Annotated in this window: 22 protein-coding genes and 1 tRNA gene; 17 read left to right on the top strand and 6 right to left on the bottom strand. The window is 66.3% G+C overall.

Features of this window, described 5'->3' with window-relative positions:
• Positions 1 to 121: 121 nt before the first annotated feature.
• The 5 genes from NSE01_RS09415 to NSE01_RS09395 all read left to right on the top strand — a co-directional run bounded on the left by NSE01_RS09415 (position 122) and on the right by NSE01_RS09395 (position 5,086).
• On the top strand, positions 122 to 766 hold the full coding sequence (locus NSE01_RS09415; RefSeq protein WP_147159331.1) for a phosphoribosylanthranilate isomerase: 645 nt from the start codon (positions 122 to 124) through the stop codon (positions 764 to 766).
• Between the two features lie 58 nt (positions 767 to 824).
• The gene (trpB, locus tag NSE01_RS09410) at positions 825 to 2,039 is read left to right on the top strand and encodes a tryptophan synthase subunit beta (protein WP_147159330.1); all 1,215 of its coding nucleotides are present in this window, start codon (positions 825 to 827) and stop codon (positions 2,037 to 2,039) included.
• Entirely contained in the window at positions 2,036 to 2,827 is a 792-nt protein-coding gene (trpA, locus tag NSE01_RS09405; protein WP_147159329.1) for a tryptophan synthase subunit alpha, read from the top strand. Before trpB ends, trpA begins: the two co-directional genes overlap by 4 nt.
• Positions 2,824 to 3,672: an acetyl-CoA carboxylase, carboxyltransferase subunit beta gene (accD, locus tag NSE01_RS09400; protein WP_147159328.1), complete on the top strand. Its 849-nt coding sequence runs from the start codon at positions 2,824 to 2,826 to the stop codon at positions 3,670 to 3,672. The genes trpA and accD overlap by 4 nt, the downstream gene beginning before the upstream one ends.
• Positions 3,673 to 3,778: 106 nt before the next feature.
• The gene (locus NSE01_RS09395) at positions 3,779 to 5,086 is read left to right on the top strand and encodes a bifunctional folylpolyglutamate synthase/dihydrofolate synthase (protein ID WP_147159327.1); all 1,308 of its coding nucleotides are present in this window, start codon (positions 3,779 to 3,781) and stop codon (positions 5,084 to 5,086) included.
• A gap of 130 nt (positions 5,087 to 5,216) precedes the next feature.
• On the opposite strand, the gene NSE01_RS09390 is transcribed toward NSE01_RS09395, so the two are convergent.
• Positions 5,217 to 6,938 (bottom strand): AmpG family muropeptide MFS transporter, encoded by a 1,722-nt coding sequence (locus NSE01_RS09390; RefSeq protein WP_246135134.1) that lies wholly within the window; start codon positions 6,936 to 6,938, stop codon positions 5,217 to 5,219.
• A gap of 101 nt (positions 6,939 to 7,039) precedes the next feature.
• Between NSE01_RS09390 and NSE01_RS09385 the strand changes: the two genes are divergently transcribed.
• The 3 genes from NSE01_RS09385 to rsmD are packed head-to-tail and all read left to right on the top strand — an operon-like array spanning position 7,040 to position 10,019.
• Complete coding sequence (locus NSE01_RS09385; RefSeq protein WP_147159326.1) at positions 7,040 to 8,194, top strand: aromatic ring-hydroxylating oxygenase subunit alpha; 1,155 nt, start codon at positions 7,040 to 7,042, stop codon at positions 8,192 to 8,194.
• A gap of 32 nt (positions 8,195 to 8,226) precedes the next feature.
• Positions 8,227 to 9,471, top strand: a complete 1,245-nt coding sequence (locus NSE01_RS09380; protein WP_147159325.1) for a pseudouridine synthase — start codon at positions 8,227 to 8,229, stop codon at positions 9,469 to 9,471.
• Entirely contained in the window at positions 9,471 to 10,019 is a 549-nt protein-coding gene (gene rsmD / locus NSE01_RS09375) for a 16S rRNA (guanine(966)-N(2))-methyltransferase RsmD (RefSeq protein WP_147159324.1), read from the top strand. Before NSE01_RS09380 ends, rsmD begins: the two co-directional genes overlap by 1 nt.
• Here the strand turns inward: rsmD and NSE01_RS09370 are convergent.
• Complete coding sequence (locus NSE01_RS09370) at positions 10,016 to 11,287, bottom strand: MFS transporter (RefSeq protein WP_147159323.1); 1,272 nt, start codon at positions 11,285 to 11,287, stop codon at positions 10,016 to 10,018. The two genes, rsmD and NSE01_RS09370, sit on opposite strands and share 4 nt — an antisense overlap.
• Before the next feature lie 143 nt (positions 11,288 to 11,430).
• Between NSE01_RS09370 and NSE01_RS09365 the strand changes: the two genes are divergently transcribed.
• The 3 genes from NSE01_RS09365 to NSE01_RS09355 all read left to right on the top strand — a co-directional run bounded on the left by NSE01_RS09365 (position 11,431) and on the right by NSE01_RS09355 (position 15,638).
• Positions 11,431 to 12,834: a methyl-accepting chemotaxis protein gene (locus tag NSE01_RS09365; RefSeq protein ID WP_147159322.1), complete on the top strand. Its 1,404-nt coding sequence runs from the start codon at positions 11,431 to 11,433 to the stop codon at positions 12,832 to 12,834.
• 64 nt (positions 12,835 to 12,898) lie between these two features.
• Positions 12,899 to 15,181, top strand: coding sequence for an ATP-dependent helicase (locus NSE01_RS09360; protein ID WP_246135133.1), 2,283 nt, complete (start codon positions 12,899 to 12,901; stop codon positions 15,179 to 15,181).
• A 4-nt stretch (positions 15,182 to 15,185) separates the two neighbouring features.
• The gene (locus NSE01_RS09355; RefSeq protein ID WP_147159320.1) at positions 15,186 to 15,638 is read left to right on the top strand and encodes a lysozyme inhibitor LprI family protein; all 453 of its coding nucleotides are present in this window, start codon (positions 15,186 to 15,188) and stop codon (positions 15,636 to 15,638) included.
• A gap of 5 nt (positions 15,639 to 15,643) precedes the next feature.
• Here the strand turns inward: NSE01_RS09355 and NSE01_RS09350 are convergent, their stop codons facing one another.
• Positions 15,644 to 17,044 carry a DEAD/DEAH box helicase gene (locus NSE01_RS09350; RefSeq protein ID WP_147159319.1) on the bottom strand — a complete coding sequence of 467 codons (1,401 nt, stop codon included), beginning with the start codon at positions 17,042 to 17,044 and terminating at the stop codon, positions 15,644 to 15,646.
• Positions 17,045 to 17,190: 146 nt separating this feature from the next.
• Entirely contained in the window at positions 17,191 to 17,838 is a 648-nt protein-coding gene (locus NSE01_RS09345; protein WP_147159318.1) for a hypothetical protein, read from the bottom strand.
• A gap of 184 nt (positions 17,839 to 18,022) precedes the next feature.
• Between NSE01_RS09345 and NSE01_RS09340 the strand changes: the two genes are divergently transcribed.
• A complete protein-coding gene (locus tag NSE01_RS09340) occupies positions 18,023 to 19,453 on the top strand; it encodes an FAD-binding oxidoreductase (protein ID WP_147159317.1) in 1,431 nt (476 codons plus the stop codon).
• A gap of 140 nt (positions 19,454 to 19,593) precedes the next feature.
• Positions 19,594 to 20,367 carry a SapC family protein gene (locus NSE01_RS09335; RefSeq protein ID WP_147159316.1) on the top strand — a complete coding sequence of 258 codons (774 nt, stop codon included), beginning with the start codon at positions 19,594 to 19,596 and terminating at the stop codon, positions 20,365 to 20,367.
• A gap of 227 nt (positions 20,368 to 20,594) precedes the next feature.
• Here the strand turns inward: NSE01_RS09335 and NSE01_RS09330 are convergent, their stop codons facing one another.
• Positions 20,595 to 21,602: an N-formylglutamate amidohydrolase gene (locus NSE01_RS09330; protein WP_246135132.1), complete on the bottom strand. Its 1,008-nt coding sequence runs from the start codon at positions 21,600 to 21,602 to the stop codon at positions 20,595 to 20,597.
• Positions 21,603 to 21,814: 212 nt separating this feature from the next.
• Between NSE01_RS09330 and cpdR the strand changes: the two genes are divergently transcribed.
• Both cpdR and NSE01_RS09320 read left to right on the top strand, forming a co-directional pair.
• Positions 21,815 to 22,195 (top strand): cell cycle two-component system response regulator CpdR, encoded by a 381-nt coding sequence (gene cpdR, locus NSE01_RS09325; protein WP_147159407.1) that lies wholly within the window; start codon positions 21,815 to 21,817, stop codon positions 22,193 to 22,195.
• Positions 22,196 to 22,293: 98 nt separating this feature from the next.
• Positions 22,294 to 22,368: transfer RNA gene (locus NSE01_RS09320), tRNA-Val, on the top strand.
• Between the two features lie 173 nt (positions 22,369 to 22,541).
• Here the strand turns inward: NSE01_RS09320 and NSE01_RS09315 are convergent.
• The gene (locus tag NSE01_RS09315; RefSeq protein WP_147159314.1) at positions 22,542 to 23,309 is read right to left on the bottom strand and encodes a crotonase/enoyl-CoA hydratase family protein; all 768 of its coding nucleotides are present in this window, start codon (positions 23,307 to 23,309) and stop codon (positions 22,542 to 22,544) included.
• Positions 23,310 to 23,504: 195 nt separating this feature from the next.
• Between NSE01_RS09315 and NSE01_RS09310 the strand changes: the two genes are divergently transcribed.
• Positions 23,505 to 24,728, top strand: a complete 1,224-nt coding sequence (locus NSE01_RS09310) for an NADP-dependent isocitrate dehydrogenase (protein WP_147159313.1) — start codon at positions 23,505 to 23,507, stop codon at positions 24,726 to 24,728.
• A 215-nt stretch (positions 24,729 to 24,943) separates the two neighbouring features.
• Complete coding sequence (locus NSE01_RS09305; protein ID WP_147159312.1) at positions 24,944 to 26,476, top strand: DUF1963 domain-containing protein; 1,533 nt, start codon at positions 24,944 to 24,946, stop codon at positions 26,474 to 26,476.
• Positions 26,477 to 26,532 lie beyond the last annotated feature (56 nt).

Here is a 26,532-nt window from a genome sequence, read left to right as displayed (position 1 = left end):
AGGGCCAACACCGGGGGCAGTCCTCTTCTTCCCCCCTCCCGCTTGCGGGAGGGGCCGGGGGTGGGCAAGCGGCACACACAGCCATTTGACCCACACGCGGCCACCCCCTATCCGCAACCTCATGCCTGCCCCCCACATCAAGATCTGCGGCCTCACCACCCCCGCCGCCATTGACGCCGCCCTCGCCGCGCGCGCGGATTACATCGGCCTCGTCTCCTTCCCCCGCTCCCCGCGCCACCTTAGCGCCGCTGACGCCGCCGCGCTCGCCGCCCGCGCCAAGGGCCGCGCAAAAATCGTCGGCCTGTTCGTCGATCCCGCCGACAGCCTGCTCAGCGAACTCGTTGCCGCCGCGAAGCTCGATGTGATCCAGCTCCACGGCGAGGAACCCCCCGCCCGCGTCGCCGCCGTCCGGGCGGCCTTTGGTCTGCCAGTCTGGAAAGCCCTTCCCGTCGCAACCAAACAGGACGTTGAGCGCGCCCAGGCCTTCACCGGCGCTGCCGACCTCGTCCTGTTCGACGCCAAGGCCCCCAAGGGCGCAGCAATGCCCGGCGGCCTTGGCCTGGTGTTTGATTGGACGCTGCTCGCCGCCCACAAAGGCCCGCTGCCGTGGGGCCTCGCCGGCGGGCTATCCCCCGCAAACGTCACTGAAGCGGTGCGCGCAACAAAAGCCCCGCTGGTCGATGTCTCTTCGGGCGTCGAATCCGCGCCCGGCATGAAGGACGCGGCCCTCATCGCGGAATTTTGCAAGGCTGCCCGCGAGGCCTGACTGCCCTAAAGCCGCACAAATCTGGACAAGCGCGCGCCCCTCTGCCAAGCGAATCTGCATGAACGCGCCCATCCCCAACAGCTTTCGCACCCAGCCCGACGCTCAGGGCCACTTCGGCCAATTCGGCGGCCGCTATGTCGCCGAAACGCTGATGCCGCTGATCCTCGATCTGGAGGCCGAATATCGCAAGGCCAAGGCCGATCCCGCCTTCCAGGCCGAGTTCGACGACCTTCTCGAGCACTACGTCGGCCGCCCCAGCCCGCTCTATTTCGCCCCGCGCCTCACCGAGGAACTGGGCGGCGCGCAGGTCTGGTTCAAGCGCGACGAGCTCAATCACACCGGCGCGCACAAGATCAACAACTGCATCGGGCAGATCCTCCTCGCCATGCGCATGGGCAAGACGCGGATCATCGCTGAGACCGGTGCAGGCCAGCACGGCGTCGCTACGGCCACCGTATGCGCGCGATTTGGCCTGCCCTGCACGATCTTCATGGGCGCGACCGACGTTGCCCGCCAGCAGCCCAACGTGTTCCGCATGAAGCTGCTCGGCGCCGAAGTCGTCCCCGTCACCGCTGGCGCGGCCACGCTCAAGGACGCGATGAACGAGGCGCTGCGCGATTGGGTCGCCAACGTTCACAACACCTTCTACATCATCGGCACCGCCGCCGGCCCGCACCCCTACCCGGAGCTCGTCCGCGATTTCCAGAGCGTGATCGGCAAGGAAGCCCGCGCCCAGATGCTGAGCCGCGTCGGTCGCCTGCCCGATCTGCTCGTCGCGGCCATCGGCGGCGGCAGCAATGCCATCGGCCTGTTTCACCCCTTCCTCGATGATCCGTCGGTCCGGATGATGGGCGTGGAAGCGGCAGGCCACGGCCTCGATTTCGCCCACGCCGCCAGCCTCGCGGGCGGACGCCCGGGCATCCTCCACGGCAACAAGACCTACCTCTTGCAGGACGAGGACGGCCAGATTCTCGAAGGCCACTCGATCTCCGCCGGTCTCGACTATCCCGGCATCGGCCCCGAGCATTCGTGGCTCAAGGAAATCGGCCGCGTCGACTATACCTCGGTCACCGACGTGGAGGCGCTCGACGGCTTCCAGCTGCTTTGCCGCACCGAAGGCATCATTCCCGCGCTCGAACCCGCCCACGCCATCGCCGCCGTCAAGAAGATCGCGCCGACCATGGGCAAGGACGAGATCATCCTCGCCAACCTCTGCGGCCGCGGCGACAAGGATATCTTCTCGGTTGCCGAGCACTTGGGGGTGAAGCTGTGAGCCGCCTCTCCGCTGCCTTCGCCAAGGGCCACCCCGCCCTCGTCTGCTTCGTCACCGGCGGTGACGGCCCGACGCCTGCCATCCTCGACGCGCTCGTCGAGGGCGGCGCGGATGTGATCGAGCTCGGCATGCCCTTCACCGATCCGATGGCCGATGGCCCCGCGATCCAGCAGGCGAACCTGCGCAGCCTCGGCGCGGGCATCAAGACCGCCGATATTCTCAAGATGGCGACCGATTTCCGCGCGCGCCATCCGGAAGTGCCGCTCGTTCTCATGGGCTATGCCAACCCGATGACGATCCGCGGGCCGGAATGGTTCGCGCAGGCCTGCACCAAGGCTGGCGTCGACGGCGTGATCTGCGTCGACATTCCGCCCGAGGAAGACGCCGAGCTTGGCCCCGCCTTGCGCGCCGCCGGGATCAGCCTGATCCGCCTCGCCACCCCTACCACCGACGCCGCGCGTCTGCCCGCCGTGCTCGATGGCTCCTCGGGCTTCCTCTACTACGTCTCGGTCGCGGGCATCACCGGCAAGCAGTCCGCCGCGCTCGCCTCCATCGAGGAAGCCGTCACTCGCATCAAGCAGACCGCGACGATCCCCGTCGCCGTCGGCTTCGGCGTGCGCACCCCCGAACAGGCCGGGCCGATCGCCCGCGTGGCAGACGGCGTCGTCGTCGGCTCCGCGCTTATCGACATCATCGCCGAACATGGCGATAATGCGCCCGCCAAGGTCCGCGAACTCGTCTCCGCCCTCGCCAATGCGGTCCACAATGCCCGAAAGGTAGAAGCATGAGCTGGCTGACCCGCGTCCGCAATTCGCTGCCTTTCGCGCCCAAGCGCGACACGCCCGATAACCTCTGGATCAAGTGCCCTTCGTGCAGCGAAATGCTGTTCACCAAGGAGTACGAGGAAAACCTCTCGGTCTGCCCGCGCTGCGAACACCATGGCCGCATCGGCGCGACCGAGCGCCTGTCGCAGCTGCTCGACGCCGGGTTTGAAATCCTGCCGGCCCCCAAGGTGCGCGAAGACCCGCTCAAGTTTCGCGACACAAAGAAGTACACCGATCGCCTTAAGGCCGCCCGCGCCTCGAACCCGCTGCCCGATGCGCTGACTGCCGCTGTCGGCAAGATCGATGGCCACAAGGCCGTCGTCGGCGTGCAGGATTTCGGCTTCATGGGCGGCTCGATGGGTATGGCCGTTGGCGATGCCTTCATCGCCGCGACCGAGGCCGCCATCGCCAACAAGTGCCCCTTCATCGCCGTGACGGCGGCAGGCGGCGCGCGCATGCAGGAGGGCATCCTCAGCCTCATGCAGATGCCGCGCACCACCGTCGCGATCAACCGCATGCGCGCGGCGGGCTTGCCCTACATCGTCGTCCTCACCGATCCGACCACCGGCGGCGTCACCGCCAGCTACGCGATGCTGGGCGATATCCAGATCGCCGAGCCCGGCGCGCTCATCGGCTTTGCAGGCCAGCGCGTGATTCAGGACACGATCCGCGAAAAGCTCCCCGAAGGCTTCCAGCGCGCCGAATACCTCCACGCGCACGGCATGATCGACATGGTCGTCAGCCGCCACATGCTGAAGGCCACCCTCGCCCGCACCATCGGCTATCTGATGGCCGCGCAGGCAGCGTGATCTTCCTCCCCTCCCGCTTGCGGGAGGGGTCGGGGGTGGGTGCGCAACAGCGCAGCGCTTGCCCCTGCCCACCCCAAACCCCTCCCGCATGCGGGAGGGGCTTTTAGTGCGCGACTTCGCTATTTCCGAAAACTCGCGCGTGCAGGCGCAGCTGGACCGCCTCGACGCACTCTCGCTCCCACAGGGCCGCCTCGGCCTCGAAACCGTGCGCGACATCTGCGACCGCCTCGGCAACCCGCAGCGCCGCCTGCCCCCCGTTCTCCACGTCGCGGGCACCAACGGCAAGGGCTCGACCTGCGCGTACCTGCGCGCGATCCTCGAAGCGCAGGGCCTGGTCGTCCACGCCGCCACCAAACCCCACCTCGTCCGCTACAACGAACGCATCCGCGTCGCCGGAAAGCTGATCTCGGACGAAAGCCTCGCCGATCTCCTCAAGCGCGTGCTCGATGCTGCCGAAGACCTCGGCCCCAGCTTCTTCGAAGTCACCACCGTCGCTACCTTCCTCGCCTTCGCCGAGACGCCCGCAGATGCCTGCGTCATCGAAACCGGCCTCGGCGGGCGACTGGACGCGACCAACGTCCTCGAAAACCCAGCCGTCTGCGGCATCGCCACACTGGGCATCGATCACGAGAGCTTCCTGCTTGTCCCCGAAGCCGGAACGCCCGAAGACCCCCTCGCACGCATCGCGTTCGAAAAAGCCAGCATCGCCAAGCCCGGCGCGCCCTTGGTGGTGCAGAGCTATGCGGAAAGCCCGCTTGCCAGCGTCCTCGCCACCGCCAGCCACATCGGCGCGCCCGTCGCGTTAAGAGGCCGCGACTGGTGGGCCGAAACTGCCGAGACCATCGAATACCGCGACACAAAGGGCACCCTCAGCCTCCCGCTCCCCACGCTCGCAGGCGCGCATCAGGCCGATAACGCCGCCCTCGCCGTCGCCATGCTGCGCCACCAGAGCGCGTTGACAATCACCCCCGAAGCCATGGCCGAAGGCATCCGCGCCGCGCGCTGGCCCGCCCGTCTCCAGCGCCTCGGAACCGGCCCGCTCACCGCGCTCGCCGGAAACCGCACCGTCTGGCTCGACGGCGGCCACAACCCTGACGCAGGGCAAGCCATCGCCCGCCATTTCGCAAACGCTGCGCCGCTGCACCTCGTCATGGGCATGCTCACCAGCAAGGACCCTAGCGCGATCCTCGCCCCGCTGGCAGGCAAACTGGCCTCGGTGTCCATCGTCCCCGCGCCGGGCCACGAAGCGCATAGCCCTGCGGACTTCGCGCCCTTCACCACACTGCCGGTGCGCAGCTTCGCAAATGTCGCAGATGCCCTCGCTGCGCTGCCACCCGCAGGCGACGTCCTCATCGCCGGCTCGCTCTACCTCGCGGGCGATGTCCTGCGCCGAAACGACGAAGCGCCGGACTGAATTGTCGCGCGAACACCCTTCGTCCTTCGGCAGGCTCAGGATGAGCTCAGGGTGAGCGGGTGTGGGGAAAGAAACAAAAAAGAACCGCTCGTGCTGAGCTTGTCGAAGCACCAATCACAACGCCCGAACTTCAAACTTCCGCAGCCACCGCCAACACATTCTCCCGCGCCACACGCACCCATTCCAGGCACACGAACAGCACCGCCACGAGCCCCGCCGCCGCCGTCCAGCGGAACACTGTGGCATAGCCGTAGAGATCGAACGCCTCCCCCGCGATCCCGCGCCCCAAGGAGCCGATCAGGAACGTCAGCGAAGACATCAGCGCATATTGCACCGCCGTGTAGCGCTTCGAAACGATGCCTGAGAGGTACGCCACGAACGCCGCCCCCGCGATGCCAGTGGAAATGTTCTCGAACGAAATCGCCAGCAGCAACCGCACCATGCGCGGATCAAAGCCGAACAGACCGAACAGTGCGTGGAGGCCCAGCGTCTGCCCCACGGCGTCGATATGAACCGCACCTTCGGCAAGGTCTGCGTAAACGAAGTTGCCCAGCATCGGCAGGATCGCGCCGATAAGGATTGTCGGCATCCGCCCCAGCCGCAGGAACAGGTAGCCGCCGAGGCTGATCCCCGCGATGGTCATGAAGATGCCGAACAGCTTGGAGGCGAACGCCACCTCGTCCTTCGAATAGTGCAGGAAATCGAGGTAGAACGGGAACGCAAAGCTCGACCACACGTTGTAGCACAGCGTGTAGGTGAGGATCATGCCGATCACCACCAGCACGCCCCAGCCGAGCCGCGCGACAAGCTCCGCGAGCGGCGCGATCAGCGCCACGTAGAGGTGGTTCGCCATGGTCCGCACCGCCGAATGCCGCGTATCGGGCGCGGTCAGCACGGCTGTCCCGCGCGTGCGCATGGCGTTGGTCACGGCCGCAACCAGCAGCGGCACGGCCACCGTTGCCGCCACGATCAGCGGGCCGAACTGGCGGGTGAAGTCGCCGACGGAAGGATGCTTCTCGCCCGGCCCCAGCGGGGTCAGCATGGTCACCATGAAGGTCACGATCGTGGCGATGGCCCAAGCCCAGCTCGTGCCGACAATGAACAGCGCGATGCCCCGTACCCGCGGCGTCAGCTCACCCGGCTGGGCCAGCGCGGCATGCAGCGTGCCCTGCTCGGGCCGCGGCGTATCGGGCGCGCGCAAGGTCACCACGCAGATTACACCGATCAGCCCCGCCATGAGCAGATAGACCAGCGGCCATGACATCCGCCCCGCCAGCACCAGCGCCAGTGCGCCGCCTACGATCGAGGCGATGCGGTAGCCGAACTGGTAGATCGAGGAGAGCAGCTCGACCGGCGTATCCTCGTCCGCCACGTCGATCCGCCACGCGTCCACCGCCACATCCTGCGTCGCCGAAGCGAGCGCGGCAAGGAACGCAAACAGCGCGAACGTGCCGATGGCCTTGGCGGGATCGGTGAACGCCAGCCCCACAAAGCCCAGCACCAGCACGATCTGGCACAGCAGGATCCAGCTCTTGCGCCGTCCCAGCGCTTCCAGCCCGGGCAGGGCCATGCGGTCCACCAGCGGCGACCACAGAAACTTGAACGAATAGGAAAGCCCGATCCACGAAAGCACACCAATGGTGGCGAGATCGATCTTCACTTCGCCAAGCCACGCATTGAGCGTACCCAGCAGCAGCGCATAAGGCAGGCCCGAGGCAAAGCCGAAGCCCAGCATCGTCGCGGATTTGCGCGTGGCAAGCGCCACCATCAGCAGGCGCAAGCCCTTCGGACGAGGCGGTTTTTCCACCTCTGCGGCACTCGAAACCCCGGACGATGCCCCTGACGAACCCATGCGAAACCGTTGTCCCCGCTTTGCAATTACCCTGCTTGATTAGCGCGAAATTGCGCTATGCCTAGCACCCGAGAGCGATGTTATCCGGGGAGAGCCGCGAAATGGCCACCACTGAACAGACCCAGCGGCCCACCGACGGCCAACTGGAACTCGCGCGGCTGGTGGCGGCCAGCGCGGGCCGCAAGGCCGAAGCCATCACCCATGTCCCCGCCAGCGTCTACACCGACCCCGCGCACTGGGCGCGCGAGAAAGCCGCGCTGTTCGGGCCCCACCCGCAAGTCCTCGCGCCCTCCGCGCTGCTCCCCGATCCGGGCATGACCGTACCGCACGATGGGACCGGCAGGCCGCTGCTCCTCACCCGCGATGGCAGCGGCAAGGCCCACGTCTTCATGAACGTCTGCCGCCACCGCGGCACGCGCCTTGTCGAAGGCGGCGAGGTGCAATGCACCAAGCGCCTCGTCTGCCCCTACCATGCGTGGACCTACAGCACCGACGGCAAGCTCCTCGCGCTTCCCCGCCCCGATACCTTCCCCGCCTTCGACCAATCCGCCCACGGCCTTGTCGAACTGCCCAGCCTCGAAGCCGGCGGCCTCATCTGGTTCGCGCCAAAAGACGCGGATTTCACCCAAGCCGCGCAAATCAGCGCGGATTTCGCCGCCGCAGACCTTGCCTCGCACTACCTCTACACCCGCCGCACGCACCGGGTCGCGTCCAACTGGAAGCTGATCATGGACGCGTTCCTTGAAAGCTACCACGTGCAGCGCCTCCACGCCCGCACCATCGGCCCCTACTTCAAGGACGGCGTGACGGCGGGTGACGAAGTCGGCCCGCACATGCGCTCGCTGGTCGGGCGGGCGACGGAACTTGAAGGCGTCGATCTTGCCGATTGGCCAGCCCTCCGCCGCGTCGCGACGTTCGCCTACCAGCTCTTTCCCGCCACCGTGATCGTCATCAGCCCGGACTACGTGAACATCATGACGATCATGCCGCAGGCGCATGACCTCACCCTCGTCGAGGATTTCATGCTGATCGCCGAGGCCCCGCAGACCGAGAAGGCCGAGGACCACTGGCGCCGCAGCTGGGAACTGCTCGACGGGCAGGTGTTCGGCTCGGAAGATTTCCGCGCCGCCGAACTGGGCCAGCAGGGCCTTGCCACCGGCGCCGTTCCGCACCTCACCCTCGGCACGCTCGAAGGCGGGATCCGCCGCTTCCACGAGATCTGCCAGCGCGAAATCGCCCTTTACGAAGAAGGATGACGGCGCGCCCTCCCCGGCGTAAGGGGCAAACCATGGCATTCCCCCCCAAAGACAGGAGCGGCGGTCCGCGACGCCCCGCGGCTCCCAAGCCCTACAAGATCCCCAAGCCGCGCGTGCCGGGGGCTCCGGCCACTCCGCAGACCCGCGCCCCCGCCGATGACGGCACCCCGCGCGAAGGCGATCGCATCGCCAAGCTGCTCGCCCGCGCCGGTGTCGCCAGCCGGCGTGAGATCGAACGCTACATCGCCGAAGGTCGCATCGCACTCGAAGGCGAGGTCATCACCACGCCCGCAACGATCCTCAAGAACCTGCGCGGCGTTACGGTCGACGGCAACCCCGTGGCCGCAGCCGAACCGCCGCGTCTGTTCATGTTCCACAAGCCCTCGGGCCTCATCACCGCAGAGCGTGATCCCACGGGCCGCCCCACGATCTACACCGCGCTGCGCAATGCGCTGCCCCCCGGCGCGGGCCGCGTGATGCCGGTTGGCCGGCTCGACATCAACACCGAGGGGCTGCTGCTCCTCACCAATGATGGCGAACTGAAGCGCGCGATGGAGCTGCCCGCGAATGGCGTGCCCCGCACCTACCGCGCGCGCACCTTCGGCAATGTCACGCAAGAGATGCTCGATGATCTCATGCAGGGGATCGAGATCGAGGGCGTTCGCTACGGCCCGATCAACGCCAACATGGAACGCAGCGCCGGCCGCAACAAGTGGATCGAGCTGACCCTCACCGAAGGCAAGAACCGCGAAGTGCGCCGCGTGCTCGAGCATCTCGGCCTCGAAGTCTCGCGCCTGCTGCGCCTGCGCTATGGCCCGTTCGATCTGGGCGAACTGCCGCGCGGCGGTGCCGAGGAAGTGCCGCAGATCGTCGTCGAACGCTTCCGCAAGGGCCTGTCCAGCGACAAGGCCACGCGCGATCAGCAGGCCGTCCACGCCGGAAAGGCCTACGTCCCGCGTGCGCCTAAGCCCGTTGAAGAGGCCGCAAAGCCCGCAAGGCCCGCAAGGCCGGCTCGCCAGCTACGCGAGCCTGAGCGGCCTTCGCGTATGCGCGCGGAACCCGATCGCCCAGCCCGCGAACGACCCTCGCGCGTGAGGCCGTCCGCCGATGCCGGTCAGCTTGTCAGCAAGCCTTCGGCGCCCAAGCCCGCCGCAAAAACCTACCCCAACCGGCCCTATGCCAGGCCGGTCGCCGAAGGCCCGTCGCCGGGTCCCGATGCCCGACCTCCGCGCAATTTTCGCGGCAAGAGCGGCGGCAAGCCGAAGGGCCAGCGCTGATGCTCAGGATCATCGCCGGCACCTGGCGCGGCCGCAAACTTCAGGCCCCGGCGGGCGATACCACGCGCCCCACGGCAGACCGCACCCGCGAAACGCTGTTCTCGATGCTCACCAGCCGCCTCGGCAGTTGGGAGGAGCTGACCGTGGCAGACCTCTTCGCCGGTTCCGGCGCGCTCGGCCTCGAAGCTCTGTCGCGCGGCGCGGCAAAGGCGCTGTTTGTTGAGCAGGATCCCGCCGCGATCCGCGCCCTGCGCGCCAATATCGCCGCGCTCCACGCGCAGGCGCAGTGCGATGTCCGCGCCGCCTCCGTGCTCGCGCTCGGCCCTGTCCCCACGCCGCTCGATGTCGTGCTGCTCGATCCGCCCTATGGCTCGGGCGCGGGCGCTGTCGCCATCGAGCGACTTCAGCGCCTCGGCTGGATCGGCCCCGGTACTTGGGTCAGCCTCGAAACCCACGCGGATGAACCCGCAGGCGTGCGCAGCCTCGAAATCGATGTTGAACGCAAGGTCGGCAAGGCGCGCCTCACCCTGATGCGAATGGCCGACTAGGCAGCCTGACGGGGCGCGGCCAGCACGCCGATCAGCGTCACGATCCCCGCCGCCGTCAGCACCAGCCCCGTCCAGATCACTCCGCCATTGGTCGCCAGCCACGCTGCGCCCAGCGGCGCCAGCGCCCCGCCGACGATCCCGCCCAGATTGAACGCCAGCGAAATCCCGGTGTAGCGCACCTCCACCGGATAGAGCGAAGGCAGCCACGCTCCGATCGGGCCATAGCAAAGCCCCATTACGAACAGCGCGGCCGATAGCGTCAGGAACAGCACCAGCAGCGATCCCGCCGCCAGCCCGCCGCCAAACACGAAGCCCACCAGCGCGGTCAGCCCCGCCCCCACCGCCATCACCGTACGCGGCGAGGTGGCATCGGACCACCAGCCCGAAACCACGATCCCGATGGCAAACACCACATCCGCCCCCAATTGGATCCCGAGCACCGTCTCACGCGGATAGCCGAGCTTGGTCGTGGCGAACGAAAGGGCGAATGTCGTCGCAAGGTAGAACAGCGAGAAACAGGCGATCACGCCCATCGTTCCCGCCAGCACCGCGCCGGGATAGCGGGCCAGCAGCGTCCCGATCGGCACCCGCGGCGGCGGTGCGGCTTCCATCGCCTGCTTGAACGCGGGCGTCTCACCGATGCGCAGCCGGATCCACAGCCCAAGGATCACCAGCAGCGAACTCGCCAGAAACGGCACGCGCCAGCCCCAGCTCAAGAAATCCGCTTCGGTCAGGCCAAGCCCCAGCAGCAGGAACAGTCCGTTGGCAAACAGGAACCCCACCGGCGCCCCCAGCGGGGCGGCAATGCCGAACCGGGCCTCCATGCCCTTTGGCGCATTCTCGACTGCGAGCAGCGATGCGCCGCCCCATTCCCCCCCCAGACCGAAGCCTTGACCAAATCGCAACAGGCAAAGCAGCGCCGGCGCGACCCATCCGGCAACGGCATAGCCGGGCAGGAAAGCGACGAGGAACGTGGAGACACCCATCAGCAGCAACGAGACCACCAGCGTCGATTTGCGCCCGATCCGATCCCCGAAATGGCCAAACGCCACCGCCCCCACGGGCCGCGCGAAAAATGCGATGCCAAAGGTCATCAGCGCCAGCAGCGTCTGCGCCGCCTGGCTCTCCGCAGGGAAAAACAGCGGTCCGATGACCAGCGCCGCAGCCGTGCCGAAAATGTAGAAATCGTAGAACTCAACCGCCGTGCCGACGAGGCTCGCCAGAAGCACACGCGCGTGGACCACGAAGGGACTGCGCGTATCCGCCATTTTCAAGCTCTCCCCACCCCATCCGGTTAACGCCCGGTGTGCGATCCCCATGTTGATGACCGCTATTACACCTTTCGGCAAACAATCAACCACTGGCGCTATCAACCGTCCTTCGAAACAAATGATAGGCGGGTAAGAGCATCATGCTGCAATGGTTTGAGAAGCAAGCTCCGATCCGGGCGAAATTCGACACTCTGCTCTGGGTTCACCTGCTGCTGGTGCTTTTCTCCGGATTGGGCGCAGTGTTTGCACTGGCGGGATATGGTACGGCAGCGCTGCTGGCGCCTGCGGTGGCGCTCGTGCTGACCGCAGCCGTTGGGCTCGGCGCAAAGAAGCGGATCGCCGATCCCTATTTTGCTACAGTCCTGCGCACCGAAGGCCTCGCCGCCGGTGATCTGGATAGTCCGATCGGGCACACCGACTACAGTGACAGCGTTGGCCGGCTCAGCCGAGCGATGGGTTTGTTCCGCGATCAGGCGGTAAACCTGCGCAATGCCTCTGCCGAACGCGATGTGATGGTAGGACAGCTTACCGCGGCCATGAGCGAACTCGCCCACGGCAATCTGGCCTATCGCATCACCACGCCGTTTCCGGGCGAAGCCGAAGAACTGCGCCAGAACTTCAACGAAGCGCTGACGCAGCTTGCCAATGCCTTGGGCCAGGTCGTCGAATCGGGCCGCACGATCGACATCGGTGCCGCCGAGATCCGCACCGCCTCTGATGACCTCGCCCAGCGGACCGAGGCACAGGCCGCCCGGCTCGAGGAAGCCAGCGCCGCCATGCAGCAGGTCACGACGCTTGTCGGTAACAACGCCGCTCTCGCCGTGGAGATCAACCGCGCCACCTCCGAAGCGCACGGCGAAGCGGCTGCCGGCGGCACCGTCGTCGAACGCGCGGTCGAGGCGATGAACGCGATCCAGCAGTCGTCGCAAGGCGTGGCGCAGATCATCAGCGTGATCGACGGCATCGCTTTCCAGACAAACCTTCTCGCGCTCAATGCCGGGGTCGAGGCAGCCCGCGCCGGAGACGCCGGCCGCGGCTTCGCCGTCGTCGCCACAGAAGTGCGCGCGCTGGCCCAGCGTTCTGCCGATGCCGCGCGCGAGATCGGCCAGCTCATCAAGTCCTCCACCGGGCATGTCGATCGCGGGGTCGAACTTGTCGGCGAGACCGGCACAGTCCTGCGCCAGATCGTTGGCCGCGTCGGCGGGGTCAGCACGCTGGTCGAGGGCATTACCGAATCCGCCCAGCGCCAGTCGGCCATGCTTGCCGAAATCGCCACCACCGTCACCGATCTTGATCGGATGACCCAGCAGAACGCCGCAATGGTCGAGGAAAGCACCGCCGCCGCGCGCACGCTCGCCACCGTCGCCCAGCAGCTCAACGCGCAGACAGCCCGCTTTCAGACCGGTGCAATGACCACATCGGCCCACGCAGCAGCGCCGCTCGCCGCCCCCGGACCCGCTCCGCGCCAGCGCGGCGCAGCGCCCGCCGTGCGCGGCAATCTTGCGCTGAAGGCAGCGCCGGAGGGTGACTGGGCGGAGTTCTGATTACCCCCGGAACAGCGCCGCAGCGTGGTTGCGCATGCGGCGCAAGTTCTCTACTTGTTCCTGCGTGACTCTTGTAAGCGCCCCCGAATCTGATTGGCTTAACGGCCTCAATCCCCCGCAGCGCGAGGCCGTTCTGACGACCGAAGGCCCCGTGCTGATGCTCGCGGGCGCGGGCACGGGCAAGACCGCCGCGCTCACCGCGCGCATGGCGCATATCCTGCGCTCGCGCCTCGCGTGGCCTTCGGAAATCCTCTGCGTCACCTTCACCAACAAGGCCGCGCGCGAAATGCGCGAACGCGTTGGCCACATGATCGGCCCTTCGGTCGAAGGGATGCCGTGGCTCGGCACGTTCCACTCGGTCGCCGCCAAGATGCTGCGCCGGCATGCCGAGCTGGTCGGCCTGCAAAGCACGTTCACGATCATCGACACGGATGACCAACTGCGCCTGCTGAAACAGCTTATCCAGGCCGAGGGGATCGACGACAAGCGCTGGCCACCGCGCCAATTGGCGGGCCTGATCGACCGCTGGAAGAACCGCGGCCTCGGCCCGAAGGACCTCGATGCGCTCGACAACGAGGCTTACGCAAACGGCAAGGGCGCGAAGTTCTACGCCCTCTATCAGGATCGCCTGCGCGCGCTCAACGCCTGCGATTTCGGCGATCTCACGCTCCACATGCTCACCATTTTCCGCCAGCACCGCGAAGTGCTCGAAAGCTGGCAGAGCCGTTTCAAATACGTGATGGTGGACGAGTATCAGGACACCAACGCCGTCCAGTACCTCTGGCTCCGCCTCCTTGCCCAAGGCCGCAAGAACATCTGCGTTGTGGGCGATGACGACCAGTCGATCTACTCATGGCGCGGCGCAGAAGTCGCCAATATCCTGCGCTTCGAAAAGGATTTTCCTGGCGCCAAGGTGATCCGCCTAGAGCAGAACTACCGCTCCACGCCGCACATCCTCGCCGCCGCCGGCGGGGTCATCGCGGAAAACAGCCAGCGCCTCGGCAAGTCGCTGTGGACCGAGATGAACGGCGGCGACAAGGTCCGCGTCATCGGCGTGTGGGACGGCCCCGAGGAAGCCCGCCGCGTGGGTGAGGAAATCGAACGGCTGGAGCGCGAAGGCGCGCCGCTCGACCGCATGGCCATCCTCGTGCGCGCTTCGTTCCAGACGCGCGAATTCGAGGACCGCTTCATCCAGATCGGCCTGTCCTACAAGATCGTCGGCGGCTTCCGTTTCTACGAACGCGCCGAAATCCGCGACGCGCTCGCGTACCTGCGCGTCATCGCCTCCCCGCAGGACGACCTCGCTTTCGAGCGCATCTACAACGCCCCCAAGCGCGGGCTGGGTGACAAGACGCTCGAAAAACTCCACCGCCACGCCCGCGCGCGGGGGATTCCACTGGCCGCCGCCGCGATCGAACTCTGCGATACGGACGAGCTTCCCGCGCGCGCCCGCGGCACGCTCGCCGGCCTGATGCGCTCGTTCGTCGGCTGGCGCGATGCGATGGCCACGCTCGTTCCGGCAGAACTGCTGCGCATGGTACTCGACGAATCCGGCTACACCGCCGCGCTTCAGGCCGAAAAGAGCACCGAAGCCTCGGGCCGCCTCGAAAACCTCGTCGAACTCGCGCGCGCGATGGAGGAATACGAAACGCTCGGCGATTTCCTCGAACACGTCAGCCTCGTCATGGACAACGATGCGGCGGCGGACACCGAGAAGGTCACCGTGATGACCATCCACGCCGCCAAGGGCCTCGAGTTCGACAACGTGTTCCTCCCCGGCTGGGAAGAAGGCGTGTTCCCCTCGCAGCGCGCGCTCGACGAAGGCGGCCTCGCGAGCCTCGAGGAAGAACGCCGCCTCGCCTATGTCGCCATCACCCGCGCGCGCCGCCGCTGCACGATCCTCCACGCCGCCAACCGCCGCATCTACGGCCAGTGGACCAGCTCGATCCCCAGCCGCTTCGTCGGCGAACTGCCCGCCGATCACATCGAGGAAGAAACCACGATGAGCGGCGGCGCCTCGCTCTGGCGCGCGCAGTGGTCCGAACACTCGGACCCCTTCGCCGACGTCGCCCGCGCCAACCCCAGCCGCAACCTCTCCCGCGGCCCCGGCTGGCAACGCGCCGCCGCCAGCACCTACGATGCCACCCCCAAACGCATCGCCGAACCCGCCCGCAGCGCTGCCAGCTTCGCCGCCAAGCCCCGCACCGATATCACCATCGGCACCCGCGTGTTCCACGACAAGTTCGGCTACGGCACCGTCGCCGCGCAGGAAGGCAACAAGCTGGAAATCGATTTCGAAAGCGGGGACCGGAAGCGGGTGATCGATAGCTTCGTGAAGGCGGCTTGAGGGCGTGAAGGCGCCTGCCCTCATCCTCGCTCTTACCGCGCTCGTCCTACCCATCATGGCGCACGCTGCGCCGCCTTTCGCCTACCGAATGGTGATGACGCCCGAGGAAGGCCCGGTCGATCAGGCCGTTCAGGCACGCTACACGCCAGCCTTCACCGCCTGCCAGGACAAGGCGCAGACCACGCTCGACAATGCCGATTGCTTTGTCGCCGAATTCACCCGGCAGGACGCCGCGCTCAATCGCGCATGGCAGGCAGTGTTCCCGAAAATCGCGCCCGCGCAGCAGCCGCTGCTGCGCGCGGCCCAGCGCCGCTGGATTGCTGCGCGTGACCCGTTCTGCCGCAAGGAGTCGGATGGGTTTTCCGGCGGCACGATCGCCCCGGTGCTCTACGTTAACTGCCGAGTAGAGCAGACGATCCGCCGCACACTCTGGCTGGAAAATCTCGCGAAAGGCTGAGCCGCTTAAAGCGCAGAAACGCTCAGGAACCCCGGCACCGGCCCGTTCCACTCACCCGGCTTGCTGGGCAATTCGGTCAGCACATCCTTGGGCGGACGCGGCTCGTCGCGCTGAATACGCGGCGCGCGTGCTTCCCGCACCGGCGCTTCCTCACGCTCCACCACCGGCTCAGCGGCAGCGGCCTTGGGCGCACGTTCCTTGCGCGGTGCCTTCTCGCCGCGCGGTGCCCGCTCACGCCGGCCACTCTCACGCGGCGCAGCATCCTCGCGAGCCGCCGGGGCTGCTTCCGCGCCCTCCAGCGTGAACACCGGAATGCTCATGCCCGTCAGCTTCTCGACGTTGGCGATCGCTTCCGCGTCCTCGCTCGTCACGAAGGTGAACGCACGGCCCGAAGCCCCCGCCCGGCCGGTGCGGCCAATGCGGTGCACATAATCATCCGGATGCCACGGCGTGTCATAGTTGAACACGTGGCTCACGCCCTTCACGTCCAGTCCGCGCGCGGCCACATCCGAAGCCACGAGGATCGAGATCGCCCCGTCCTTGAACTTCTGCAGTTCGGCATTGCGCGCGTTCTGGTCCATGTCGCCATGGATCTCGCCCGCCGAAAAACCGCTCTGCTGCAGGCTCTTGGCCAGTTCGCGCACGGTCGTCTTGCGGTTGGCGAAGATGATCGCGGTGCTCACGTTGTCGGTGCGCAGCAGGTGGCGCAGCGCCTCGCGCTTGCCGCGCGTCGATACGTGGATCTTGTGCTGGGCGATGTTCGAATTGTTCGAAGCAGGCCGCGCCACTTCGATGTACTTCGGATTGCTGAGGAACTTGTCCGCCAGCTTCTTGATCACCGGCGGCATGGTGGCCGAAAACAGCAGCGTCTGCCGGTTCGGCGGCAGCTTGGAACAGATCGTCTCGATATCCGGGATGAACCCCATGTCGAGCATGCGGTCCGCCTCGTCGATAACCAGCAGGCTGCACCCGTTGAGCATGATCTTGCCGCGCTCGAACAAGTCCATCAGGCGGCCCGGTGTCGCGATCAGCACGTCCACGCCGTCCTGCAGCGCCTTGACCTGATCGCCCATCTGCACGCCGCCGATCAGCAGCGCCATCTTGAGATCGTGGTTCTTGCCGTACTTCTCGAAATTCTCGGCCACCTGCGCGGCGAGTTCGCGCGTCGGCTCAAGGATCAGGGAGCGCGGCATCAGCGCGCGGCGGCGGCCATGCGCCAGAATGTCGATCATCGGCAGCACGAAGCTTGCCGTCTTGCCCGTGCCCGTCTGCGCGATGCCGATAATGTCGCGCATCATCAGCACCGAGGGGATGGCCTGGGCCTGAATCGCAGTTGGCGTATCGTAGCCGGCGTCGAGAACCGACTGCAGCAATTCGTCAGACAGGCCGAGATCGGCAAATTTCATGTGCGCTGGTGATCCGAAAGCAGGTGCGCGCAAGATTGTCCGGCGCGCCGAAGGACCGGCTCTGCAGCCCCCTTCGTGAGCCCGCGCCTAGGCCCAATTGGCCACGAAAGTCAAGGAAACTGGTTACGGATGCGAAGCACTTGCCGTCAGTTTCCGTCAACCTGGACGTATTCGCGCACGTCCTTGAGCTTGCAGGTCGTCCCGGCGCGCGAATGAATCTGGTCCCGGCCGACGCAGAGCTGGCCGTCCGGAGTCTTCGACATGTAGAAGCCGAGGTAGAAATCGCGCGCACTGCAGGCCTTTTCGAGCCCCGCTGCGATCATCCGCCGATCGCGCATGTAGAACATGAGCCGCCCGTCGGTGATCGGTTGCACGGCGGCGATGCCCATCGCCGGCATGCACTTGCCCGTCTTGCGTTCGCGAAAGCGCACCGCGTTCGGCCGCGTCTGCGGCAGCATCGGCTGCATGATCGGCTGCATCGGGGTGAGCGGCAGAAGCTGGGGCGCCACCGCATCGCGCCCGGCATCGCGCGGCGTCACGCGGATGATGACCCGCTGTTCGATGCGCACCTGATCCCACACATCGGGGCCAAGCGGGTTAATGCCTGCCGCCGTTCCACCCGGGCCTGCGGCCTGCGGATTAACCAGCAAGGGCGGCCCCGAAGGCAGCCCCGCCGCATCCCAGATGTCTTCCTGCATGGCAGCGTCATCGATCGGCGCAAACACGATTCCATCCGCCGGGAAACCCGGCAAGGTCAGGGCGATGCTCGCAAAAAGATCGAATAACGTTGTCATGGCGACGGCAGAAGCAGTGTGGTCCCTCGAAACTGTTGTCCCCGCCCCGATTCTTGCTGCGGGCTAATTGGACACCCGGAGAATCGTTTTGCCGCGATAGCACGTTTGCTTGAACGCTCGCTTAACTCGCCTTCTGCAAAAAATGAATTGCCCACAACGCCCTGCCGGGATTAGCCCGGCGGCGATGTCCAACCCCGATCACACCCCCTTCCTCGAAGCGGCCGCCGCGCTGCTGGGCCCTCGCGGTTTCACCGCCGACGCCGATCTGATGGCCCCCTGGCTCACTGATTGGCGCGGGCGCTTCACCGGCAGGGCCATCGCGATGGCCTCGCCCGCTTCCACCGCCGATGTTTCTGCGCTGATGCGCCTCTGCGCCGAACACCGCGTGGCCGTGGTGCCCCAGGGCGGCAACAGCGGCATGTCCGGCGGCGCGACTCCGGATACCGGCGGCCACGGCCTGCTCCTCAGCCTGCGCCGGATGAACCAAATCCGCGTCCTCGATGCCGAGAACCGCATGGTAACCGCCGAAGCCGGCGTCGTGCTGCAAACACTGCATGAGGCGGCAGACGCAGCGGGCCTGCGCTTTGCCCTCACCCTCGGCGGCAAGGGTTCGGCCACGATCGGCGGGCTCATCTCGACCAATGCCGGCGGCACGCAGGTCCTGCGCCACGGCACGATGCGCGCGATGGTGCTGGGGCTCGAGGCGGTCATGGCCGATGGCTCGGTGCTGGATACGCTGACCCCGCTCAAGAAGGACAACCGCGGCTTCGATCTCAAGCAAGTGCTGATCGGCTCTGAGGGCACGCTGGGGATCGTCACCGCTGCCACGCTCAGGCTGGAGCCGCGCATTGCCGGGCGCGCGGTGCTCTGGGCTGGCCTCGCCTCGCTGCACGATGCCCGCGCCCTGCTGCTCCATGCCGAAGCCCACGCCGGCGCTGCGCTCGAAGGCTTCGAGGTTATGCCGCGGCATTCGCTGGATGCCGTGTGCGCCTACCTCCCCTCCGCCCGCGCCCCACTGGCGGAGCCGCACGCCTGGCACGCGCTGATCGAACTCGTCGCCGACAACGATGCTGATGCCGCCACCTTGCAAAGCCGCGCCGAAGCTTTGCTCGCCTCCGCCTTCGAGGCCGGCCTTATCGCCGACGCGACCATCGCCGCCAGCGAAGCGCAGGCCGAGGCGTTCTGGTCCCTGCGGGACAGCATCGCGCCAGCGGAGCGTGCGCTCGGCCCCGCCGTGCAGCACGATATCAGCGTACCGACGCACAAGATGCCCGATTTCGTCGAGCAGGCCGTTCCGCTGCTGGAGGCAGCTTGGCCCGGTACCCGCGCGGTCGGCTTCGGCCACCTTGGCGATGGCAACATCCACTTCCATGTGCTGGCTCCCGCCGGGGTCGATCCGGCCACATGGCAGGCCACCGATGGCAAGGCGATCAGTGCGCAGGTCCATGATCTTGTCACGCAGTGGGGCGGCTCGATTTCGGCCGAGCACGGCATCGGGCAATTGAAGCGCGACGAGCTTGCCCGGCTCGGCGATCCGGTAGCGCTTGCCATGCTCCGCCAGATCAAGGCCGCGCTCGATCCGCATGGGCTGCTCAACCCCGGCAAGCTGATCTGAGGGAAAACTTCGCCGTCTGTAACCCCTGCGTTGCAGGTGCACTTGCGCAGGTTTGCCACAATCCCTAAACGGCGCGCTTCCCGCCGCAATCCCGCGCGATCTGGCGTGTGGCTGGCAACCAGTCTGACGGAGAGAATTCCATGGCCAGCGCGCCGCAAGCTTCCCTGCCCCTGTTCTACAACGATCTCGCGCCGCTGAACCTGCGCGATCACGCGAACTGGAAGGCCCGCGCCGCCGACAAGGCGGTCTGGATGGTCGGCCAGCACGCGGTTCCGCTGACGGTCGAGGAATTCCCGCAGGCCGCGCGCCACTTCCCGATCATCTTCGCCTCGGGTGAAAATCCCGTGCCGCTCGCGCTGATGGGCCTCAACGAGGGCATCAACGTGTTCGTCGATGCTGAAGGCAACGTCGCCCCGAACGCCTACGTGCCGGCCTATGCCCGCCGCTACCCGTTCCTGCTCGCCAAGCTGACGCCGGAAACCACCGACCTCTCGCTGTGCTTCGATCCGACCTCGGGCCTGCTCGGCGATTTCGCCGATGGAGAGCCGATGTTCAACGGTGAAGAGCCTTCGGAAGCCACCCGCAACGTGCTGCAGTTCTGCGAGCAGTTCGAGCAGGCTGGTCAGCGCACGCAGGCGTTCGTCGAAGAACTGACCAAGCACGACCTGCTGATGGACGGCGAAGCTGCGATCCAGCAGCCCGGCGTCGAGCAGCCGTTCGTCTATCGCGGTTTCCAGATGGTGAACCAGGAAAAGCTGCGCGACATGCGCGGCGATGTCCTGCGCGGCTGGGCGCAGAGCGGCCTGCTCCCGCTGGTCTATGCACACATCTTCTCGCTCGAACTGATGAGCACGATCTTCGGCAAGCAGGTGGAACAGGGCGTAGGCCCCACGCCGACGCTGCCGGCGTTCTGATCGCGAGTATTACAGACCGGATAGGTTGCTGTTACCAATCGCGACACAATCGCGACAAGACGAGCGGCAAAAGCGCTTGCACTAAAAGGTGACGCAACCTATCTTCCGTAAGTCGCGTCGGCGCTCCCCTCATGGCCCGGCGTGGCGGGTGCACTTTGTGCACCTCCTCCCTGAACCTTGGCCACCTGGAGCAATGCTCCAGGTGGTTTTTTATTGATTTCAGGATCTTACTCTGCGGCTGCGCGCCAAAAACCGCGCTCGCGGCCCAGATCCGCCACCGCAATCGCCATGCGCTGGACCAAAGTAGCGACGATATCGACCGTGCTGTCGAGCCCGGGGCCCGGCTCGGCCATTGCCGGATCGAGATAAGTGCGCCGGTCGATTTCCAGTTGCAGGCAATGCACCCCGGCATGGCGCCGCGCGTGCCGTTCCAGCACATAGCCGCCGGCATAAGGCCGGTTGTGCGCGGCTAGCCGCCGGGCCTGTCCCAGCGCGGCAAACGCCTCTGCCACCAGTGCGCCGTCGCAGGCCGCACCAAAGCGGTCTCCCACCACGAACTCGGCCACCGGTTCGCCGGCCCGCGCAGGCAGCGGCGGCATCGAATGAAGGTCGATCAGCAGCGCCGCCCCCCACCGTGCGCGCACGCTTTCCAGCAGCGCAGCAAGCGCGCTGTGATAAGGCACATGCACGCCATCGATCCGCGCGGCGAGGTCATCGTGCGCGATCGGCCATTTCCACAGCTCGCCAAGTCCCGGCAGACGCCGCGGCACAAGGCCGAGCCCGCTGCGCGCGCGGCGCGCCGAGGACGAACTGACCGGGACCGAGCTTGCATCCGGCGCCCCGCCGCCGACCATGTCCCAATCGACATCGTCGCTCGCGCGGTTGAGATCGATCATCGCGCGCGGCGCATGGGCCACCAGCAGCGCAGCCCCGGTCCGCTCGGCGACAGCCTTGCCCACCAGATCGACCAGCCGGTCCTCCAGCCTCGGCGCGCTGTACGCTGGTTGGCGCATGCGGGAGACAAGCTCGGGCGGGTAGCTGCGTCCGGCATGGGGGACAGCAATGACCACCGGCACCGGCGAAGGATCGTGTTGCCACACGGTGAACGCAGGCGAACCTTCCAGTCCGGGCACATTGCCCGCGCTGAAACTTGCGGCATTGCCGCGCACGGGCGATTCGCCCCGCGACGCTGAAAGTCGGTCCATGGGCGAAGGCTGCCGGGGTTTGGCGCGCATGTCAAAGTGCTCCATGGTGTGGGAGACTCGCCCCATAGCTGGCACAGGACATGTTCAGAGATTGTGGCGCCTCCATTGCGTTTGCGCACTAGGAGCCGATCTGGACGGAATCTTAACCTGGCCGGGTGTACACAATCCGGTAAAGGGAGCCGCTCGCACCGGCCCCATGAGCACGAAAACCAGGCAAACTGGGAAGACGATTGAAGGTGAACATGATTCGAATCCTCCTCGCCGAAGACGAAGAAGCAATGCGCACCTACCTCGCCCGTGCTCTCGAGAATGCGGGCTACTATGTGGTCGCGGTCGATCGCGGAACCGATGCGGTGCCCCTGCTCGAAAGCCAGCACTTCGATCTGCTGCTCTCGGATATCGTGATGCCGGAGATGGACGGCATCGAACTCGCGCAGCGTTGCGCCGAGATCAGCCCGGGCACCAAGGTGATGTTCATCACCGGCTTTGCCGCCGTAACGCTCAAGGCCAACCGCGAGGCGCCGAGCGCGCGCGTGCTGTCAAAGCCGTTCCACTTGCGCGATCTCGTCCTCGAAGTGGAGCGCGTGTTCGCGGAGTCGCCGATGACCGGCAATCTGCGCTAAGTCTGGCGGGCCGCAAAACCCCCCTTGCCAGCCCTGCCGCCCGGCGCTAATGGGCTGCCTCTCCCGCCGCGCTAGCCGCTGCGGAAGCATGATGGTGCGGGCGTATAGCTCAGTGGTAGAGCACTATGTTGACATCGTAGGGGTCGCAAGTTCAATCCTTGCTACGCCCACCATCCCATGAAAAACCCCGCCGCGGCGGGGTTTTTTGTTGCCTTATAGGCGTCCCTGCGAATCCCTTCCCCCAGAAACCGCTCATGCTGAGCTTGTCGAAGCATCTGGCACGAACCGCCGCGCCAGCACCCTTCGACAGGCTCAGGGTGAGCGGATCCGGGATCAGGTCAAAGTCTTACTTCCCCTGCCAGTTGGGCTTGCGCTTCTCGGCAAACGCCAGCGCGCCTTCACGCGCATCCTGCGAGGTGAACACCGGCGCGATATAGGCTTCCTGCTTGTCCCACATCTCGGCCTCGGTCCACTCATGCGAATCGCGCACGATCGCCTTGGAAGCGATCAGCGCCAGCGGGCCATTGGCGGCGACGCGAGCGGCGAGCGCCTTGGCAGCATTAATCGAGGGGCCTTCGGTCAGTTCGTTGATGAAGCCCAGCGCATAGGCGCGCTCCGCGTCGATGAAGTCGCCGGTCAGCGCCAGTTCCATCGCGATGCGCGGCGGGATCTGGCGGGGCAGCTTGATGAGGCCGCCAGCCGCTGCGGCAAGGCCGCGCTTCGCTTCGGGAATGCCGAACTTCGAACCCTTGCTGGCAACGATGAGGTCGCAAGAAAGCGCCAGTTCCATGCCGCCCGCCAGCGCATAGCCATCGACCGCCGCGATGATCGGCTTCTTCGGCGTCCACTGCGAAAGCCCGCCAAAACCGCGGCCCGGCACGCTCGGCCGCTCGCCGCGGAGGAAGCCCTTGAGGTCCATGCCCGAGCAGAATGTACCGCCAGCACCGGTCAGGATCGCGCAGCGCAGGTCCGTCTCGGCATCGAGGCGGTCCATCGCGGCGGCAATCCCTTCGGCCGCAGCCTTGGTCATCGCGTTCTTGGCATCGGGCCGGTTGATCGTGACGATCAGGACGTTGCCGTCCACTTCGGTCAGGACTTCGGGTGCATCGCTCACGGCATCTCTCCTCGGGTAGCGCTTAATCGCTTGGTTAAATGTCTAGAGCCCGCTCCTGCACCCTGTCCAGACCCAAAGAACGCGAATCGCCGCCGCACATGCCCTTTGGTGAAAGTCACCCGCTTGCGCGCACCGAAGCTCCTGCTAAGGAACGGCAAATTTTTTGGAACTCTCCCCGGGGAAGGCACGAAAACCATGGCAAAGATCAAGGTGAAGAATCCTGTCGTCGAGCTCGACGGCGACGAAATGACGCGGATCATCTGGCAGTGGATCCGTGAACGTCTGATCCTTCCCTACCTCGATATCGATCTGAAGTACTATGACCTCTCGGTCGAGAAGCGCGACGAGACCGGCGACCAGATCACCATCGATTCGGCCAACGCGATCAAGCAGTACGGCGTCGGCGTGAAGTGCGCCACGATCACGCCGGACGAAGCCCGCGTCGAGGAATTCAAGCTCAAGAAGATGTGGAAGTCGCCCAACGGCACGATCCGCAACATCCTCGGCGGCGTCGTGTTCCGCGAACCCATCGTGATCCAGAACGTCCCCCGCCTCGTGCCGGGCTGGACCGACCCCATCGTAGTCGGCCGTCATGCGTTCGGCGATCAGTACAAGGCGACCGACACGCTCATCCCGGGCCCGGGCAAGCTGCGCCTCGTGTGGGATGGTGACAACGGCGAGAAGATCGACCTCGACGTGTTCGACTTCCCGAGCGCCGGCGTCGCCATGGCGATGTACAACCTCGACGATTCGATCCGCGATTTCGCCCGCGCTTCGTTCAACTACGGCCTCGGCCTCGGTTGGCCCGTCTACCTCTCGACCAAGAACACCATCCTCAAGGCCTATGACGGCCGCTTCAAGGATCTGTTCCAGGAAGTGTTCGAAACCGAAGGCTTCGCCGAGAAGTTCAAGGCCGCCGATATCGTCTACGAACACCGCCTGATCGACGACATGGTCGCCTCGGCGCTCAAGTGGTCGGGCAAGTTCGTCTGGGCCTGCAAGAACTACGATGGCGACGTGCAGTCGGACACCGTGGCGCAGGGCTTCGGCTCGCTCGGCCTGATGACCTCGGTCCTGATGTCGCCCGATGGCAAGACGATCGAGGCCGAAGCCGCTCACGGCACCGTGACGCGCCACTACCGCCAGCACCAGCAGGGCAAGGCCACCTCGACCAACCCGATCGCCTCGATCTTCGCGTGGACCCGCGGCCTGATCTATCGCGGCAAGTTCGACGAGACGCCGGAAGTGGTGAAGTTCGCCGAAACGCTCGAGCGCGTCTGCATCGAGACCGTCGAGAGCGGCGCAATGACCAAGGACCTCGCCATCCTCATCGGCCCCAACCAGCCGTGGATGACCACCGAGAAGTTTTTCGAAGCCATCGTCGGGAATCTCGAAGCGGCAATGGCCGCCGAAGCCTGAGCCAAACCGGGCTGGCATGAAAAAGGGGCGGGATCATCTCCCGCCCCTTTTTTTGTCACTCCGTCCCCCGCCATTCCTGCCCCCCGAAGGCGGAAGGCCAGAGCAGCCACAGGCAGCGCCCTCAGCCCATTCCGAAGCGCCAACTTCAGCCAAATTTAACCATTTCTTGCAGATTTGGGCAGAATACAGCAGCGTAACACCAAAAAGGTGAACGCGTGTCGGCTCTCGTCGCTATCTTTGCCATGTTCATCACCAGCGCGCTGGGGCTCATCGCGCTGATCTGGTACTGGCTGCGCCAGCGTGCGCAGCAGGAACCCAAGCCCGAAAAGCCCCGGAAACCGAAGAAGGCGAAGCGCAGAAAAGGCGCGGACGAGCCGGAACCGGAACCCGAGCATGAGCCGCTCCCCGTCAAGACTGGCCGCAGCCGCCTGATTTCCGCCGCCTCGCTCGCCGAAGCCGAAGCCGCCAACGCGCTGCCCGATCCCGATTATCTCGAGCCCGAACCCGAACTGCCCGCTTCCGAACCGGCACCAGCGGCGGCGGCGCTACATTCTCCACTCGCGACCGTCAGGCAGCAAGCGGTGGTCCTGCGCCAGCACTTCCCGCCAAACCGCGCACCTGAAGGACGCAGCTGGCTGGGCGGCACGCCGGTGCTACCCGGTGCCGCCGAGTGGCCCTTGAACCCCGCCACCGGCAAGCCGCTCCACTTCCTGCTCCAGCTCGATCTGGCCGAAGTACCGGACGAAGCAGGCCTTGGCCTCCTGCCCTCCGAAGGCGCGCTTGCGGTGTTCCTTGATCTCGATTGGGGCGCGGGCGAAGCTTTCCGCATCATCCATGCACAGGGCTATGCCGGCACACCGTGGCATGCGCTCGATGTGCCGCCAGCCCTCGCGATGGCCTATGGCGACGAGGCCGCGCTGGTCTGGCCCTGGGCGCTCACGCCCGAGCACGGCACGCAGGTGCTCCCCCGCTGGCCGGTCGCGCCGCGGCTGATCGCGCTTGCCGAATCGGATTCGCCCGGCTGGCCGCACAACGCCGCCACCGCGCGTGCGATGCTTGCCGCGCAAGGCGTGGACGAACTCGCCCCCGCGATCACCCCCGCCGATTTCCACGGGCCGGACGGCCAAGGTTTCGAACCGCTGTGGTACGGCTATCCGCAGGACTGGATCACCGTCCAGATCGCCGCCGCCGCACTGGTGCGCGAAGCGGACCGCGCATCGCGCACGGTCCTCGATGATCCCTACCCCGGCCTTGAGGCTGATGAACGCGCCGCCGAACTCAAGGCCGTGCGCGAGGAAGCGCAGGCCTGGTTCGATCACGCGCTGAACAACCCTGCGCTCACCGCGCTCGCCCCGCCCGTGCGCAAGGCGTTCTGGGACTGGCTCTCGACTCACCGTGCACTGGCCGAACATGTCATGCCCGCCGCGGTCGAAGCAGCGATCGAAACGACGCTCCACGCCTCCCCGCAGGAAGCCGCGAAGTTCCCCGAAGAGGTTACCGCCCGCGTTGCCTATCGCCACGCGCTGGCGCGCCGCACCCCCGAAGGCGTGATTGCGCCCCCACCTGCCCGCCTCCTCGCCCCCGCGAGCGGCGAGGCGGAACTCGCTGGCACGCACCTGCTCTTGCTCGAACTGCCGAGCAATCCGGCGCTCGGCCACCACTTCGGCGGCAGCGCGCTCCAGTTCTGGATCACCCCGGAAGACCTCGCAGATCGACGCTTCGATGCAGTGGTGATGACGCGGGCGTAGAAGCCGGAAAGCGAATTCGAGCGTGGTTCGCCAAGAAATTACCACTCATGCGACCG

The organism is Novosphingobium sediminis (assembly GCF_007991615.1).
Classification (GTDB): domain Bacteria; phylum Pseudomonadota; class Alphaproteobacteria; order Sphingomonadales; family Sphingomonadaceae; genus Novosphingobium; species Novosphingobium sediminis.
Note: the sequence above shows the minus strand (reverse complement) of the source record. Positions and strands in the feature narration are given on the sequence as shown.

Coding starts and splice junctions, on each gene's coding strand:
- accD (WP_147159328.1), top strand. CDS start 2,824: ATGAGCTGGCTGACCCGCGTCCGCAATTCGCTGCCTTTCGCGCCCAAG.
- NSE01_RS09350 (WP_147159319.1), bottom strand. CDS start 17,044: ATGAAATTTGCCGATCTCGGCCTGTCTGACGAATTGCTGCAGTCGGTT.
- NSE01_RS09335 (WP_147159316.1), top strand. CDS start 19,594: ATGGCCAGCGCGCCGCAAGCTTCCCTGCCCCTGTTCTACAACGATCTC.
- NSE01_RS09310 (WP_147159313.1), top strand. CDS start 23,505: ATGGCAAAGATCAAGGTGAAGAATCCTGTCGTCGAGCTCGACGGCGAC.
- NSE01_RS09365 (WP_147159322.1), top strand. CDS start 11,431: ATGCTGCAATGGTTTGAGAAGCAAGCTCCGATCCGGGCGAAATTCGAC.
- NSE01_RS09330 (WP_246135132.1), bottom strand. CDS start 21,602: ATGCGCGCCAAACCCCGGCAGCCTTCGCCCATGGACCGACTTTCAGCG.
- rsmD (WP_147159324.1), top strand. CDS start 9,471: ATGCTCAGGATCATCGCCGGCACCTGGCGCGGCCGCAAACTTCAGGCC.
- cpdR (WP_147159407.1), top strand. CDS start 21,815: ATGATTCGAATCCTCCTCGCCGAAGACGAAGAAGCAATGCGCACCTAC.
- NSE01_RS09415 (WP_147159331.1), top strand. CDS start 122: ATGCCTGCCCCCCACATCAAGATCTGCGGCCTCACCACCCCCGCCGCC.
- trpB (WP_147159330.1), top strand. CDS start 825: ATGAACGCGCCCATCCCCAACAGCTTTCGCACCCAGCCCGACGCTCAG.
- NSE01_RS09370 (WP_147159323.1), bottom strand. CDS start 11,287: ATGGCGGATACGCGCAGTCCCTTCGTGGTCCACGCGCGTGTGCTTCTG.
- NSE01_RS09390 (WP_246135134.1), bottom strand. CDS start 6,938: ATGGGTTCGTCAGGGGCATCGTCCGGGGTTTCGAGTGCCGCAGAGGTG.
- NSE01_RS09380 (WP_147159325.1), top strand. CDS start 8,227: ATGGCATTCCCCCCCAAAGACAGGAGCGGCGGTCCGCGACGCCCCGCG.
- NSE01_RS09385 (WP_147159326.1), top strand. CDS start 7,040: ATGGCCACCACTGAACAGACCCAGCGGCCCACCGACGGCCAACTGGAA.
- NSE01_RS09340 (WP_147159317.1), top strand. CDS start 18,023: ATGTCCAACCCCGATCACACCCCCTTCCTCGAAGCGGCCGCCGCGCTG.
- NSE01_RS09345 (WP_147159318.1), bottom strand. CDS start 17,838: ATGACAACGTTATTCGATCTTTTTGCGAGCATCGCCCTGACCTTGCCG.